Source organism: Paenibacillus piscarius (assembly GCF_022234545.1).
Classification (GTDB): Bacteria; Bacillota; Bacilli; order Paenibacillales; family Paenibacillaceae; genus Paenibacillus_AQ; species Paenibacillus_AQ piscarius.
On the sequence record NZ_JAIEUI010000003.1, the window covers coordinates 26,569 to 41,055 of the forward strand.

Sequence of the window (14,487 nt, forward strand, 5' to 3'; positions counted from 1 at the left end):
CCAAGATCGTCGTCATGGGCGGGGGGACCGGACTCTCCGTAATGCTGCGGGGACTTAAGGAGAAGCCGCTTGATATTACTGCGATTGTCACTGTGGCGGATGACGGCGGAAGCTCCGGCATTCTGCGCAGTGAGCTGCAGATGCCGCCGCCCGGGGACATCCGCAACGTCCTGACGGCGATGGCGGATGTAGAGCCTCTGATGGCACAGATTATGCGGTACCGCTTCAGCAGCGGGGAAGGGCTTGCCGGGCATAGCCTGGGCAATCTGATCCTGGCCGCGCTGACGGACATCTCCGGCGACTTCGTCACGGCTGTCAGAGAGCTGAGCCGGCTCTTCGCCGTCCGCGGCCGGGTGCTGCCCGCCGCCGGTGAGGCGGTGGTCCTCCACGCGGAGATGGCAGACGGCACCATAGTGTCCGGTGAATCCAAAATTCCCGAGGCCGGGGGCGTTATCAAGCGTGTATTCCTGGAGCCGGTAGATGTGGAGCCGCTGCCGGAGGCGCTTGAGGCGATCCGCAGCGCAGACGCCATTCTGCTGGGGCCGGGCAGCCTGTATACGAGCATTCTGCCGAATCTGCTGGTGCCTAAGCTGGCAGAAGCTGTAGTGGCTTCAGAGGCGATCAAGATTTTTGTGTGCAATGTAATGACCCAGCCGGGAGAGACGGATAATTACACGGTGAATGACCATCTCCAGGCCGTATACGACCATATCGGCCTGCATCTGTTCGACTACGTGATCGTGAATGACGGGGAGATTCCCGAGCAGGTTCAGGTCAAGTATGCCGAGAAGGGCGCCCGCCCGGTGCAGCTGGACCGCGAAGCCGTTGACGGCAACGGGTACAAGGTGATCGCTGACAAGCTTGTATTATTCCGGACCTATTTAAGGCATGATACAGATAAGCTGAGCCATCATATTTTCCAGCTGGTGCAGGATTGGATTAACAGAAAGAGTTAACATGAAAGAGGTGAGCCCCTTGTCTTTTGCGGCCCTTACCAAAAAAGAGCTGACGATGATCGAGAGCCCTCCATGCTGCGAGAAAGCAGAAATGTCAGCGCTTATCCGTATGAACGGTTCGGTGCAGCTTTCGAGCAAAAAGGTCGTTCTTGACATATCGACGGAGAATGCCGCGATTGCAAGGCGGGTATATTCTTTGCTTAAGAAATATTACCAGGTCCATATCGAGCTGCTCGTGCGTAAAAAAATGCGTTTGAAGAAGAATAACGTCTATATCGTAAGAATCCCGAACCAGGTCCAGGAGATCCTGAAGGATCTGCGGATTGTCTCGGAAGGCTTCATCTTCACAGACGGGATTGATGAGGAGATTGTCGGCAAGAACTGCTGCAAGCGTGCCTATCTGCGCGGGGCTTTCATGGCAGGGGGGTCGGTCAATAACCCTGAGGGTTCTTCGTATCACTTGGAGATCGCTTCCATGTATGAGGAGCACTGCAAGGCGCTCGTGGAGCTGGCTGGTGAATTTCACCTGAATGCCCGCTGTATAGAACGCAAAAAAGGCTTCATCCTATACATCAAGGAAGGCGAGAAGATCATTGAGTTCCTCAGTCTGATCGGTGCCCATCAGGCGCTGTTCAAATTCGAGGATGTGCGGATCATGCGTGATATGCGCAACTCGGTGAACCGGATTGTGAACTGTGAAACGGCCAATCTCAACAAGACCATCAGCGCCGCTGTACGCCAGATCGAGAACATCAAGCTGCTGCAGCGCGAGGTGGGACTGGAGAACCTGCCGGATAAGCTGCGCGAGGTTGCCGAGATCAGACTGGCCCACCCGGATATTAACCTTAAGGAAGTCGGGGATATGCTGGGCGGCACGGTCAGTAAATCGGGGGTTAACCACCGTTTGCGCAAAATTGACGAGCTGGCGGATAAGGTGCGGGGCGGCTGATTATTTTTTTTCTAGTGCCGTAGGCGTTATAATGATATAATATTATAAAATTAATGTGAAATTTTTGGGCAGATCTTAAATAGGGGGTAAGCGTTTCATGACAAAGCACCCGGTAGTTGTCCGGTTGAAGACGGGGCTCCATGCCCGGCCGGCAGCCTTGTTTGTGCAAGAAGCTAACAAGTTCTCGTCGGAAATCTTCGTGGAGAAAGACGATAAAAAGGTTAACGCCAAGAGCATCATGGGCATTATGAGCCTGGCGATCAGTTCCGGTACGGAGATTCATATCAGCGCAGACGGCGCCGATGCGGAACAGGCTGTAACCGCTTTGACCAGTCTTGTCAGCAAGGAAGAGCTGGAGAACCAATAATTATTTATGACTATGTCTGACCAAAAGCCCTTAGGGGCTTTTTTTCATACCGCCTGAACGGGAAGGGAGATCGCCGAATGGAGAACCGGCACGCCAGTGCAAAATTAGTAGAACCTACGGAAACGCTTAGGAAGCCGTACATAGCCTTTTATGAAGAGTGGAAAGCCAGCGGGGAGCCGTTTATCCCCTGGGTGATTGAGATGAGCCCTGCTGATTTCGAGGGGATGGTTCAGTCACTGCGCAAGTATGCGGCTGGTGTGAATATCAAGGAGGGATGGGTAAGCAGTTCAACCTTCTGGCTTGTAACAGAGGATCAGCAGGTGATCGGTGCTGTGAACATCAGGCATCAGCTGACGGAAGGCTTGCTTCATTCAGGCGGGCATATCGGTTATGGCGTGGTTCCTTCTGCGCGCCGACAAGGGTACGCCAGTGAGCTTCTAAGGCAGGCCCTGCTGAAGGCCGGTGAACTGGGGATTGAGCGGGCACTCGTAGTCTGTGACGCTGTGAACACCGCATCTGAACGGACGATTCGTAAGAATGGGGGAGTAGCGGATGACGATTATATTGAAGCGGACGGCAATGTCATCCGGCGCTTCTGGCTGGACACCAAATAAAAGTTTAAATATCGTATCTCACGTATGCAACCTTTACCAGGCTGGCCCGTCTAGAGGGTAATAACACTTACAATAAGCGAAAGGGGATGGCAAGCGTGAAAACATGGGTGAGATCGATTGGGGCGGTATTGCTGGCAGGGAGCTTGATGATTGGAGGAATGGGATTGAGCGGAGGATTAAAGGGACCTGAAAGGGCTTACGCGGCAGATGAGGTACAGAAGAACATTGTGAACGTGGTCGGTAAGGGCGAGCTGTCGATCAAACCGGATATCGCTTATCTCTCCATTGGCGTAACCACTACAGCGGATACCGCGCAAGAGGCGCAGAAAGGCACAGCCGCGAAGATCTCCAAGCTGACTGCTTTGTTCAAGACCACTTGGGGCATTGCGGACAAAGACATTCAGAGCAGCCAGTTCTACGTACAGCCTAACTACACTTACAGCGAGAAGGACGGCCAGAAGGTAAAAGGCTATAACGCCCAGCACACGCTGGAGGTATCCTACCGCGATCTGACGAAGGTTGGACAACTGCTGGATGCTGCTTCTGCGGCTGGAGCGAACAACATTGGCAACGTGCGGTTTGCGATTGAAGATCCGTCGGCATTCGAAGCCCAGGCGATCGAGAAGGCCATGCAGAATGCAGATGTCAAAGCGGCAGCTATTGCCAAAGCAGCAAAACGCGGATTGGGCATGGTGGTCAATGTAGTTCAAAGCGATGACGGGAATAATCCGGTAGTCTTCGCAGAAGCAGCGATGATGCAGAAATCCGCAATGGATAGTGCAGCCGGCAGCTCTGTAGAGCCGGGGCAGGTTAAAATCACCACTAAGCTCACCGTGACGTATGAGTTGAAATAAACCGCTGTATAAGGCGCTTGCTCTGCTGATTTGGCAGGGCGGGCGCTTTTTGCGATCCAATGAATTATTGAAATCTCTCAATTTGTTTATATAGTGGTAACAATATCTTTAGATAGACCCTTCAAAATTAAAGAAACTGTAAGGCGGATTGTAACTTCCCCGGCGCTGCTTCTCCCTATAATAGGAAGAGTGGAACTGAGGTACTGCATCAAGACCAGACATAAGCACCGGATGAGAGGAGAACTAATCAATGACTACGAACTCGACTTCTAAACACTATGCCCGCAAATGGGGTGCCGGAATACTTGCCGCAGGGCTGCTCCTTGGGGGAACGGGAATATTCCCTTCCGGAACTGAGGCTGCTTCGGCAGCCGCTAACACGAAGGTATCGAAACCATCGGCCTCACTGGTCGTGCTGAAGGTAAACGGCAAGATTACTTCACAGACAGGATTGTTCAAGGATGGCAAGGTGTGGGTTCCGGTAGCCTTCATGCGTGATTCGCTGGGGATGCCGTTGTCCTATGACAAGGCGGAGAAGGCCTACTCGATTGGAACTGGCACTGCACAGACGAAGCTGACTACTACAGACTATGGCATTACGATCAGCGTCAATAACTACTACATCGGCGAATATGAAGCCAAGCAATGGAACAACAAGCTGTTCGTTCCGGTGGATCTGCTGAATGATTATCTGGGCTATAAAAGCGACTGGAGCGCGGCCTCAGGTCGGCTGAACTTGATGAAGAAAGCGCAGAATGCTGTTGCGATCAAGACGGTCAGCTATGTGAAGGATCATAAGGATGCGCCGATCCGGCTGGATTATCCGCAGGTCAGCGGACTGGCCAGTCCGGAAGCCGAGAAGGCTATCAATGACACGATCAAGCAGACGGTGATGAAGTTCGCAGCCGATGCTGAGGATCAAATTACGAAGCGGGCAAAGGATGACCGGCCCTATGAGTTCGATGGCGGTTATGTAATCACCTATAATCAGGATGGCGTGCTCAGTCTGATTACGAATCAATATGAATACACCGGCGGTGCCCATGGAATGACTTACCGCAATGCGTTCACCTTCTCGCTCAAAGACGGGAAGCGCCTGCTGCTCGGCGATTTGTTCGGGGCTAACCCGAATTACAAAAAGCAGCTGAATGCGAAGGTAGCCAAAGAGCTTAAGGCTAATGGAGGTTATCTGGGCGGGTTCAACGGACTGAATACCGAGAAGTACTTCTATTTGAAGGACGGCAAAGCAGTGCTCTTCTTCCAGCTGTACGACTACACCGCATATGCTGAAGGCTTCCCTGAGTTCACCTTCAGCTTCAAGGAACTGCTGCCGGATGGAAGCAGCCCGTTCGCGGCGCTGAAGTAAATATTGGTACAGTATACCCTTGAGCTCCTATGACAGGAGCTCAAGGGTTGTTTGCGTTAATGGACTAATCGGGCGGCCCTGCCGTTACCACTTCACCCGGCCTGTCATAAGCTAAAGAAGGCAAGCAGCTTATCACGCGGGAGGGAAGGAAATGGTCTATCCATATACGGCGATTGGAGATTCATTGACCACCGGATTTGGAGCGCTGCCCGGGAACGGTTTCGTACCTGTCTACCGCCGGATGGCGGAAGGCAGGCTGCGTTCCCCTGTTGCACCGGTGAATCTTGGGGTCAACGGTTTAACCACGGAGGGGCTGAAGCAGCGGCTGAGGTCTTCTGCCGCCTACCGCTCGGCATTGCAGGACGCGCAGATCATTACGTTGTCCATCGGCGGTAATGATCTCATTAGGGCCGCCAAGTCCGCCGGTCCAAGGCCGGGAGAATTCCAAAGGGCGCTGCAGAACGCCCTGCGGAACTGCAAACGGAATTTCAGCGATATTATGGGCACCTTGTCACACCTGAAGGCAGGCACCCGCAGCCCGTATATTCTGCGGATTGTCGGGCTGTATAATCCGTATCCGCAGGTGGATGAGGCAACGGAATGGGTACGGCAGTTCAACCGTTACGCGGCAGACTACAGCAGTTATAATGTGGGGTTTGCTTCCATCTATCATGAATTTGCCGGCAATGAGCGGGGGCTGCTGTTCCTGGATCATATTCATCCGAACGGCAGGGGATACCGGGTGATCGCGGGCAAGCTGGATGCGCTTGGCTATCGCGGCTTGGGATAGGCCGGTTTACAGCACCCGGCAAGGTTATATCCATAAGAAAGAGGCTGCTTCGGACCGTTAAGGTCTGGAGCAGCCTCTTGTTTATCCCCGGGAGGTATTACACGCCAGCAGGCAGTGTCTTCTCGATCACTTTATCGACGATACCGTATTCGGCAGCATCTGCAGCGCTCATGAAGTAGTCGCGGTCGGTATCCTTCTCGATCTTCTCCAGCGGCTGGCCGGTACGCTCGGACAGGATCCGGTGCAGCTTCTCGCGCAGCTTGATGATGCGGCGGGCGCGGATTTCGATATCCGAAGCCTGGCCCTGGGCACCGCCCAGCGGCTGATGGATCATAATCTCGCTGTTCGGAAGAGCAAAGCGCTTGCCCTTGGCGCCGGCGTTCAGCAGGAAGGCGCCCATAGAGGCAGCCATACCTACACAGATGGTGGATACATCCGGCTTAATATATTGCATTGTATCGAAAATCGCCATTCCCGCTGTGATGGAACCGCCAGGGCTGTTGATGTACAGGTGGATATCCTTCTCCGGGTCCTCGGCAGCCAGGAAGAGCATTTGTGCGATGATGGAATTGGCAACCACGTCATTAACCTCCGTTCCAAGGAAAATGATGCGGTCCTTCAGCAGGCGGGAATAGATGTCATAAGCGCGCTCACCGCGGTTGCTCTGTTCTACGACCATAGGAATATAACTCACGTGGAAAACCTCCTTAAAATGGGTGCTTCGGATGTGTTCATTTTTACTGTTACCGTATTAACCACATGATAAACAAATTCAAACAAAAAGTCAAAGAAAGTCAAACTTAGTTTCAAAAAAAAGAGCCCGCAAGCGGCTCTGTTGGTTAATATATGGTATGGTTTGCTAAAACATGCATAAAAAAGAAAAAAGTGGCGCGCCCGCCAAGAATCGAACTTGGATCTCAGGCTTCGGAGGCCTACGTCATATCCATTGGACCACGGGCGCAACAGAAGTTATTATAATATACTTATCAGATAAAAGCAATGTGTAATCTCTGGTTCAGTAAAAAATAGTTCTGATGCCCCTTAACAGGGCTGCAGGAGATGTTATCCCCGCGTGCTTATGAATGGACAAGCCTGCGGAGAACGATGCATAAGATGAAAGCGCCCGGAGAATTATAGTCTCGGAACACTTGCACTCTGCGTCTGTTTTGGGTAGAATATGGGTGGGACTTAAAAAGTTAACCCGGGACATTTTGAGACCACGAACAAGGGATAAGAGAAAGACGAAGTTGCAGGAGTGAAAGCATGCGTAATTTAATGGAAATCCAAAAGCAGCTTCTGCCTGATCTCATGGACACCCTTAAGAGACGGTACACGATTCTACATCAGATCATGCTGTCCGATATTATCGGGCGCAGGACGTTAGCCGCATCGCTTGATATGACTGAGCGGGTACTGCGAGCCGAGACGGATCTTCTGAAATCGCAAGGGCTCATTGAGATCGAGAGCGTCGGTATGCGCATCAGCGATGCCGGACGCAGACTGCTTGACCTGCTGGAGCCGGTCGCCAAGAGCCTCTTCGGCCTGGATGATCTGGAGGAGAAAATTCGTATCAAGTACGGTCTTACCAAAGTGGTTGTAGTGCCTGGTGATTGTGAGACCTCGCTGTTCACCAAGCGTGAACTGGGGCGTGCAGGCTCTAAGGCTTTGCTGAGTGTGCTGCGCAGCGACGACACGGTCGCCGTTACCGGCGGTTCCACCCTGGCCGAGATGGCTGATCAGCTGACTCCGCCGTTATCCCCTTCCTATAAGAACGTCTGGGTCGTCCCTGCGCGCGGTGGGCTCGGGGAGAGCATGGAGATACAGGCGAATACCATTGCCTCAACGATGGCCAAGCGAATCGGTGCGAATTACCGGCTGCTGCATGTGCCGGATCTGCTAAGTAATGAAGCGTATCAATCGCTTGCCATGGACTCCAACATTGGAGAGATTGTACAGACGATACGCGGATCGCGTATTATTGTACATGGGATTGGCGATGCCATCGAAATGACTCACCGCCGCAAGCTTGACGCAGCTACTGTCTCGGAGATTCAGGGCGAAGGGGCTATTGCCGAATCGTTCGGTTATTATTTTGACGAGAACGGCCAAGTGGTTCACACCATGCTGACCATGGGACTGCGTCTGGAAGATATCATGCGGACAGAGGTTGTTATCGGGATTGCCGGGGGCAAGCGGAAGGCGAAGGCCATTCATGCTATGCTGAAGTTCGGGCAGGAGGATATTCTCGTCACTGACGAAGCGGCTGCTGTCGAAATCGGCAAAGAAATCGACAAAGATTCGCAAAAGGCCCTATAGATTCCATTTAATGGGGAGCGCGAAGCGGTATTATGCATTATACTTAACCTTGTTGTCTTGACTAGCCTTACGGCCTGTCTTGAATAAATAAAACGAAATCTAGGAGGAACTATTCAATGAGTGTAAAAGTGGGAATTAACGGTTTTGGACGTATTGGACGCCTTGCATTCCGCCGTATTCAAAATGTAGAAGGTATCGAAGTGGTAGCGATCAACGACCTGACTGACGCTAAGATGCTTGCTCATTTGCTTAAATATGATACAACTCAAGGTAAATTCCAGGGAGACGTTGAAGTACATGACGGATTCTTCAAAGTAAACGGTAAAGATGTTAAGGTTCTGGCGAACCGCAACCCTGAAGAACTTCCTTGGGGAGAGCTCGGCGTTGACATCGTTCTGGAATGCACAGGCTTCTTCACAACGAAAGAAGCTGCTGAGAAGCACCTGAAAGGCGGAGCTAAGAAAGTAGTAATCTCTGCTCCTGCTACAGGCGACATGAAGACTGTTGTATACAACGTTAACGATGACATCCTGGACGGTTCCGAAACTGTAATCTCCGGTGCATCTTGCACAACGAACTGCCTGGCTCCAATGGCCAAGGTTCTGAACGACAAGTTCGGTATCGTAGAAGGCCTGATGACTACAATCCACGCTTACACTGGCGACCAGAACACACTGGATGCTCCACACGCCAAAGGCGACTTCAGACGCGCCCGCGCTGCTGCTGAGAACATCATCCCTAACACTACCGGTGCTGCCAAAGCGATCGGTCTGGTTATTCCAGAGCTGAAAGGCAAGCTGGACGGCGCAGCACAACGTGTGCCTGTAGCTACTGGCTCCCTGACTGAGCTGGTTACTGTTCTGGACAAGAACGTAACGGTTGAAGAAATCAATGCAGCTATGAAGGAAGCTTCCGATCCTGAAACTTATGGCTACACTGAAGACGAAATCGTATCTTCCGACATCAAGGGTATGACTTTCGGTTCCCTGTTCGATGCTACTCAGACTAAGGTTCTGACTGTTGGCGACAAGCAGCTGGTTAAGACTGTTGCCTGGTACGACAACGAAATGTCCTACACTGCACAGCTCGTCCGCACTTTGGAGAAGTTCGCTAAGCTCGCTAAGTAAGACCGATTTCATATAAGCGGTACAATAGAGCGGAAACAAGGAAAGTCTGTTTCCGCTCTTTCTAAATGAAATGGCTTCGTGAAGCAACCAATTCTGGGTGTGGAGGAAATAATAATCATGAACAAAAAAAGTGTCCGTGATGTAGAAGTGAAAGGCAAGCGCGTATTCGTGCGTGTAGATTTCAACGTGCCTGTGGAAGACGGTAAAATCACTGATGATACCCGTATCCGCGAAACCCTTCCAACAATTAAATACCTGATCGAGAACGGTGCTAAGGTCATTCTGGCCAGCCACATGGGCCGTCCTAAAGGTGAATTCGTCGATTCCATGCGTCTGACCACTGCGGCAGAGCGTCTGTCCGAGCTGCTCGGCAAACCGGTAGCTAAGGCTGATGAAGCTGTTGGCGATGCCGTGAAAGCGAAGATCGCTGAACTGAACGAAGGCGATGTGCTGGTGCTTGAGAATGTCCGTTTCTATAAAGGCGAAGAGAAGAACGACCCTGAACTGGCGAAGCAGTTCGCAGAACTGGCTGACCTGTTCGTGAACGATGCCTTCGGCGCGGCACACCGTGCGCATGCATCAACAGAAGGTATCGCTCACTTCCTGCCGGCTGTATCCGGTCTTCTGATGGAGAAGGAATTGTCCGTTCTGGGTAAAGCTCTGTCGAATCCTGAACGTCCGTTCACGGCTATTATCGGCGGCTCCAAGGTGAAAGACAAAATTGACGTTATCGACAACCTGCTGAACCTGGCGGACAACGTACTGATTGGCGGCGGCCTCTCTTACACGTTCACCAAGGCTCAAGGTTACGAAATCGGCAAATCCCTGGTAGACAACGACAAGATCGATGTAGCGCTTGGCTTCATTGAGAAGGCCAAGAAGCTGGGCAAGAACTTCCTGCTTCCGGTTGACGTTGTAGTCGCTGATAAGTTCGGTGCGGATGCCAACACTAAGATTGTAGACGCCACCGACATTCCTGCTGACTGGGAAGGTCTTGACATCGGGCCTAAGACCCGTGAAATGTATGCCGATATTATCAAAAACTCCAAGCTGGTCGTATGGAACGGACCGATGGGCGTATTTGAAATTGATATCTTCGCTGAAGGTACCAAGGCTGTAGCTCAGGCTTGTGCTACTACCGAAGGCTATACTGTAATCGGCGGCGGGGATTCCGCTGCGGCTGCAGAGAAATTCCACCTCGCAGACCAGATGGATCACATCTCCACCGGCGGCGGCGCATCACTCGAGTTCATGGAAGGCAAGGCGCTTCCAGGTGTAGAAGCACTGAACGACAAGTAAGACCGAAGAGGGAGGCAATACATCACTATGAGTAGAACACCTATTATTGCAGGCAACTGGAAAATGTTCAAAACCGTTCCGGAAGCCGAAGGCTTCATCGCTGAAGTCAAAGGCAAGGCAGAGGTTGCAGGCGTTGAGACAGTAATCTGCGCGCCATTCACCAATCTGCCTGCTCTGGTTGCAGCGGTACAGGGCACCAGCATCAAGATCGGTGCACAGAACCTGCACTTTGAAGATAATGGCGCCTACACTGGCGAGATCAGCGGTGTAATGCTGAAGGATCTCGGAGTAGAGTATGTAATCATCGGCCACTCCGAGCGCCGCGCTTATTTCGGTGAAACGGATGAGATCGTTAATAAGAAGATGCACGCAGCATTCCGTCACGGCATTACTCCAATTGTCTGCGTAGGCGAGAAGCTCGAAGAGCGTGAAGCTGACCAGACTAAGGATGTATGCAAGGTTCAGACAGAAGCGGCATTTGCCGGTCTTAGCGCAGAGCAGGCAGCAAGCGTAGTGATCGCTTACGAGCCGATCTGGGCAATTGGTACAGGTAAATCCTCCACTTCCCAGGATGCCAACGAAGTTATTGCTTATATCCGTACCCTTGTTAAAGGCCTGTACGACGAAGCAACAGCTGATGCGGTACGTATTCAATACGGCGGCAGTGTGAAGCCTGAGAATGTAACGGAATACATGAGTCAAAGCGACATCGACGGCGCTCTCGTCGGCGGTGCCAGCCTGCAGCCAGCTTCCTTCGTGTCACTCGTTGAGGGGGCGAAGTAATGTCAGCACCAAAACCTGTAGCTCTAATCATTATGGACGGGTTCGGACTGCGCAATACGGATGAAGGCAACGCGGTTGCCCAGGCCAACAAGCCGAACTACGACCGTTACCTGAAGCAATATCCGAACACTACACTTACCGCCTGCGGCGAAGCTGTAGGTCTGCCGGAAGGCCAGATGGGTAACTCGGAGGTAGGGCATCTTAACATCGGTGCCGGCCGGATTGTCTATCAGGATCTGACCCGTATCGACAAGTCGATCCGTGACGGTGAATTCTTCGAGAACGAGACGCTGGTAGCTGCGGTAAGAAGCGCGAAGTCAGCAGGCAAGAAGCTTCACCTCTATGCCCTGGTATCGGACGGCGGCGTACACAGCCATATCAACCACTTGTTCGCGATGCTGGATCTGGCTAAGAAGGAAGATCTGCATGAAGTCTATATCCACGCCTTCATGGATGGCCGTGATGTACCACCTGACAGCGGACAGAAGTTCATTCAGGATCTGGTTGCCAAGATTGAAGAGGTTGGCGTAGGAACAATTGCTACGGTATCAGGGCGTTACTTCGCTATGGACCGTGACAAACGCTGGGATCGTGTAGAGAAAGCTTACCGTGCGATGGTATATGGCGAGGGCCCTAAATATACCGACGCGCTGCAGGCGATCACTGCTTCTTACCAGAACTCTGTGTATGATGAATTCGTGGAGCCGAGCGTGATTGTGGACAGCCAGAACAACCCGGTAGCGGCAGTGGAGAGCGGAGACTCTGTAGTGTTCCTTAACTTCCGTCCTGACCGTGCGATTCAGCTGTCCCAAGTATTCACGAACTCCGATTTCCGCGGCTTCGACCGGGGTCCCAAGTTCCCGCAGAATCTGCATTTCGTCTGTCTGACTACCTTCAGCGAGACGGTTCAGGGCTACGTGGCTTATTCCCCGAAGAATCTGGACAATACTCTCGGTGAAGTGCTGGTTCAGCACAACAAGAAGCAGCTGCGCATTGCGGAGACTGAGAAGTACCCGCATGTGACCTTCTTCTTCAGCGGCGGACGCGATGAAGAGCTTCCGGGTGAGACCCGCATTCTGATTAACTCGCCGAAGGTGGCAACCTATGATATGAAGCCGGAGATGAGCGCTTACGAAGTGGCGGCGGCCTGCGTAGCGGAGATCGAGGCGGATAGACAGGATGCCATTATTCTGAACTTTGCCAATCCCGATATGGTGGGACACTCCGGTATGCTGGAGCCTACCATCAAGGCGGTAGAAGTGACTGATGAATGCGTAGGGAAGGTTGTAGATGCTGTAGTGGCTAAGGGCGGCGTTGCGATTATCATTGCCGACCATGGTAATGCCGATATGGTCTTCGATGAAGAAGGCCGTCCGTTCACAGCCCACACCACCAACCCGGTTCCTTTCATTATTACCACTGAAGATGTTGTGTTGCGCGAATCCGGTATTCTTGCCGATGTGGCGCCGACCATTCTGGATCTGATGGGCATTCCGCAGCCAGCGGAAATGACCGGCCAATCCATGATTGCCAGCCGCAAGTAAGCAAGAGACAGGCATGGTTTCACAAGTAATACCAAACCCAATGTTAAAAGGAGATTAACTTACATGACTATTATTTCTGATGTGTATGCACGCGAAGTCCTTGACTCCCGTGGTAACCCTACTGTAGAAGTTGACGTATATCTGGAATCCGGCGCTAAAGGCCGCGCGATCGTTCCTTCCGGCGCTTCCACAGGTGCTCATGAAGCCGTTGAGCTTCGTGACGGCGACAAATCCCGTTACATGGGCAAAGGCGTTCTGAAGGCTGTTGAGAACGTAAACGAGATTATCGCTCCTGAAGTGATCGGTATGGACGCTCTGGACCAAGTGGGCATCGACAAATTGATGATCGCTCTGGACGGAACTCCGAACAAAGGCAAGCTGGGCGCGAACGCAATCCTGGCGGTATCCATGGCCGTAGCCCGCGCTGCTGCAACAGCTCTGGATATTCCTCTGTACGTATACCTGGGCGGATTCAACGCTAAGGCTCTTCCAGTACCAATGATGAACATCATCAACGGTGGTGAGCACGCCGACAACAACATCGACGTACAAGAGTTCATGGTTCTTCCGGTTGGAGCTCCTAGCTTCAAGGAAGCACTGCGTACTGGTGCTGAAATCTTCCACAACCTGAAATCCGTACTGCAATCCAAAGGCCTGAACACTGCAGTTGGCGACGAAGGCGGCTTCGCACCGAACCTGGGTTCGAACGAAGAAGCAATCACTACAATTATCGAAGCGATCGAAAAAGCCGGCTACAAACCAGGTGTTGACGTATTCCTCGGTATGGACGTAGCTTCCACTGAGTTCTACAAAGACGGCAAATACACACTGGCTGGTGAAGGCAAATCCTACACCTCCGCTGAGTATGTTGACCTGCTTGCTTCCTGGGTTGAGAAGTACCCGATCATCACAATCGAAGACGGTATGTCCGAAGACGACTGGGAAGGCTGGAAGCTGCTTACTGAGAAGCTGGGCGACAAGGTTCAGCTGGTTGGTGACGACCTGTTCGTTACGAACACTGAGCGTCTGGCAACTGGTATCGAAAAAGGCATCGGTAACTCCATCCTGGTTAAGGTTAACCAGATTGGTACACTGACTGAAACCTTCGACGCTATCGAAATGGCTAAGCGTGCCGGCTACACTGCTGTAATCTCCCACCGTTCCGGTGAGTCCGAAGACAGCACGATCGCTGACATCGCGGTTGCTACCAACGCTGGACAGATCAAGACTGGTGCTCCTTCCCGTACAGACCGTGTGGCTAAATACAACCAACTCCTTCGCATCGAAGACGAGCTGGGCGAATTGGCTCAATACAACGGCCTGAAATCCTTCTACAACCTCAAAAGATAATTTCTTTTGAAGATAATACTGAGCCTGCCGGTTTCCGGCAGGTTCTTTTTAATTTTCATTGAAGGGATAAGGCTGGAATGCAGTCTGAAAGGTTGTATTCATTCTGTGGCTATGTTAAAATAAAAATGCTGTTTATGATACGTGAATACTAATTTAGCATAGATAGTGATGC

14 protein-coding genes and 1 tRNA gene are annotated in these 14,487 nt (G+C 52.0%); 13 read left to right on the forward strand and 2 right to left on the reverse strand.

The features are described 5' to 3' along the window. Positions 1-14: 14 nt before the first annotated feature. From K1558_RS06165 to K1558_RS06195, 7 genes are all read left to right on the forward strand, one after another. Positions 15-956: a gluconeogenesis factor YvcK family protein gene (locus K1558_RS06165; protein ID WP_238650960.1), complete on the forward strand. Its 942-nt coding sequence runs from the start codon at positions 15-17 to the stop codon at positions 954-956. A 19-nt stretch (positions 957-975) separates the two neighbouring features. Further along, positions 976-1,905, forward strand: coding sequence for a DNA-binding protein WhiA (gene whiA, locus K1558_RS06170; protein WP_238650961.1), 930 nt, complete (start codon positions 976-978; stop codon positions 1,903-1,905). A gap of 97 nt (positions 1,906-2,002) precedes the next feature. Then, a complete protein-coding gene (locus K1558_RS06175; protein ID WP_036690075.1) occupies positions 2,003-2,272 on the forward strand; it encodes an HPr family phosphocarrier protein in 270 nt (89 codons plus the stop codon). Between the two features lie 77 nt (positions 2,273-2,349). Then, positions 2,350-2,886, forward strand: coding sequence for a GNAT family N-acetyltransferase (locus tag K1558_RS06180; protein ID WP_238650528.1), 537 nt, complete (start codon positions 2,350-2,352; stop codon positions 2,884-2,886). 158 nt (positions 2,887-3,044) lie between these two features. Beyond that, positions 3,045-3,740, forward strand: a complete 696-nt coding sequence (locus K1558_RS06185; protein WP_338019675.1) for an SIMPL domain-containing protein — start codon at positions 3,045-3,047, stop codon at positions 3,738-3,740. 250 nt (positions 3,741-3,990) lie between these two features. Then, on the forward strand, positions 3,991-5,106 hold the full coding sequence (locus K1558_RS06190) for a PdaC/SigV domain-containing protein (protein ID WP_238650530.1): 1,116 nt from the start codon (positions 3,991-3,993) through the stop codon (positions 5,104-5,106). A gap of 151 nt (positions 5,107-5,257) precedes the next feature. Beyond that, positions 5,258-5,896 (forward strand): GDSL-type esterase/lipase family protein, encoded by a 639-nt coding sequence (locus tag K1558_RS06195; RefSeq protein WP_238650531.1) that lies wholly within the window; start codon positions 5,258-5,260, stop codon positions 5,894-5,896. Between the two features lie 97 nt (positions 5,897-5,993). Here the strand turns inward: K1558_RS06195 and clpP are convergent, their stop codons facing one another. Then, complete coding sequence (gene clpP, locus K1558_RS06200) at positions 5,994-6,590, reverse strand: ATP-dependent Clp endopeptidase proteolytic subunit ClpP (RefSeq protein WP_338019672.1); 597 nt, start codon at positions 6,588-6,590, stop codon at positions 5,994-5,996. A gap of 192 nt (positions 6,591-6,782) precedes the next feature. Further along, positions 6,783-6,857, reverse strand: a tRNA-Arg gene (locus tag K1558_RS06205). Positions 6,858-7,159: 302 nt separating this feature from the next. Between K1558_RS06205 and K1558_RS06210 the strand changes: the two genes are divergently transcribed. The 6 genes from K1558_RS06210 to eno all read left to right on the forward strand — a co-directional run bounded on the left by K1558_RS06210 (position 7,160) and on the right by eno (position 14,315). Further along, positions 7,160-8,212 (forward strand): sugar-binding transcriptional regulator, encoded by a 1,053-nt coding sequence (locus K1558_RS06210; protein WP_238650532.1) that lies wholly within the window; start codon positions 7,160-7,162, stop codon positions 8,210-8,212. Between the two features lie 116 nt (positions 8,213-8,328). Further along, on the forward strand, positions 8,329-9,339 hold the full coding sequence (gene gap, locus K1558_RS06215) for a type I glyceraldehyde-3-phosphate dehydrogenase (RefSeq protein ID WP_238650533.1): 1,011 nt from the start codon (positions 8,329-8,331) through the stop codon (positions 9,337-9,339). Positions 9,340-9,456: 117 nt separating this feature from the next. Continuing rightward, entirely contained in the window at positions 9,457-10,638 is a 1,182-nt protein-coding gene (locus tag K1558_RS06220; protein WP_238650534.1) for a phosphoglycerate kinase, read from the forward strand. A gap of 27 nt (positions 10,639-10,665) precedes the next feature. Continuing rightward, positions 10,666-11,421 (forward strand): triose-phosphate isomerase, encoded by a 756-nt coding sequence (tpiA, locus tag K1558_RS06225; RefSeq protein WP_238650535.1) that lies wholly within the window; start codon positions 10,666-10,668, stop codon positions 11,419-11,421. Further along, the gene (gene gpmI / locus K1558_RS06230; protein ID WP_238650536.1) at positions 11,421-12,965 is read left to right on the forward strand and encodes a 2,3-bisphosphoglycerate-independent phosphoglycerate mutase; all 1,545 of its coding nucleotides are present in this window, start codon (positions 11,421-11,423) and stop codon (positions 12,963-12,965) included. The genes tpiA and gpmI overlap by 1 nt, the downstream gene beginning before the upstream one ends. Before the next feature lie 63 nt (positions 12,966-13,028). Next, the gene (gene eno, locus K1558_RS06235) at positions 13,029-14,315 is read left to right on the forward strand and encodes a phosphopyruvate hydratase (protein WP_238650537.1); all 1,287 of its coding nucleotides are present in this window, start codon (positions 13,029-13,031) and stop codon (positions 14,313-14,315) included. The last annotated feature ends 172 nt before the right edge of the window (positions 14,316-14,487 follow it).

What these genes read in the sequence shown, in the direction of transcription:
- K1558_RS06180 (WP_238650528.1), top strand. Translation starts at nt 2,350, where the DNA reads ATGGAGAACCGGCACGCCAGTGCAAAATTAGTAGAACCTACGGAAACG.
- K1558_RS06165 (WP_238650960.1), top strand. Translation starts at nt 15, where the DNA reads ATGGGCGGGGGGACCGGACTCTCCGTAATGCTGCGGGGACTTAAGGAG.
- K1558_RS06210 (WP_238650532.1), top strand. Translation starts at nt 7,160, where the DNA reads ATGCGTAATTTAATGGAAATCCAAAAGCAGCTTCTGCCTGATCTCATG.
- K1558_RS06175 (WP_036690075.1), top strand. Translation starts at nt 2,003, where the DNA reads ATGACAAAGCACCCGGTAGTTGTCCGGTTGAAGACGGGGCTCCATGCC.
- tpiA (WP_238650535.1), top strand. Translation starts at nt 10,666, where the DNA reads ATGAGTAGAACACCTATTATTGCAGGCAACTGGAAAATGTTCAAAACC.
- gap (WP_238650533.1), top strand. Translation starts at nt 8,329, where the DNA reads ATGAGTGTAAAAGTGGGAATTAACGGTTTTGGACGTATTGGACGCCTT.
- K1558_RS06185 (WP_338019675.1), top strand. Translation starts at nt 3,045, where the DNA reads ATGGGATTGAGCGGAGGATTAAAGGGACCTGAAAGGGCTTACGCGGCA.
- K1558_RS06220 (WP_238650534.1), top strand. Translation starts at nt 9,457, where the DNA reads ATGAACAAAAAAAGTGTCCGTGATGTAGAAGTGAAAGGCAAGCGCGTA.
- eno (WP_238650537.1), top strand. Translation starts at nt 13,029, where the DNA reads ATGACTATTATTTCTGATGTGTATGCACGCGAAGTCCTTGACTCCCGT.
- K1558_RS06190 (WP_238650530.1), top strand. Translation starts at nt 3,991, where the DNA reads ATGACTACGAACTCGACTTCTAAACACTATGCCCGCAAATGGGGTGCC.
- gpmI (WP_238650536.1), top strand. Translation starts at nt 11,421, where the DNA reads ATGTCAGCACCAAAACCTGTAGCTCTAATCATTATGGACGGGTTCGGA.
- K1558_RS06195 (WP_238650531.1), top strand. Translation starts at nt 5,258, where the DNA reads ATGGTCTATCCATATACGGCGATTGGAGATTCATTGACCACCGGATTT.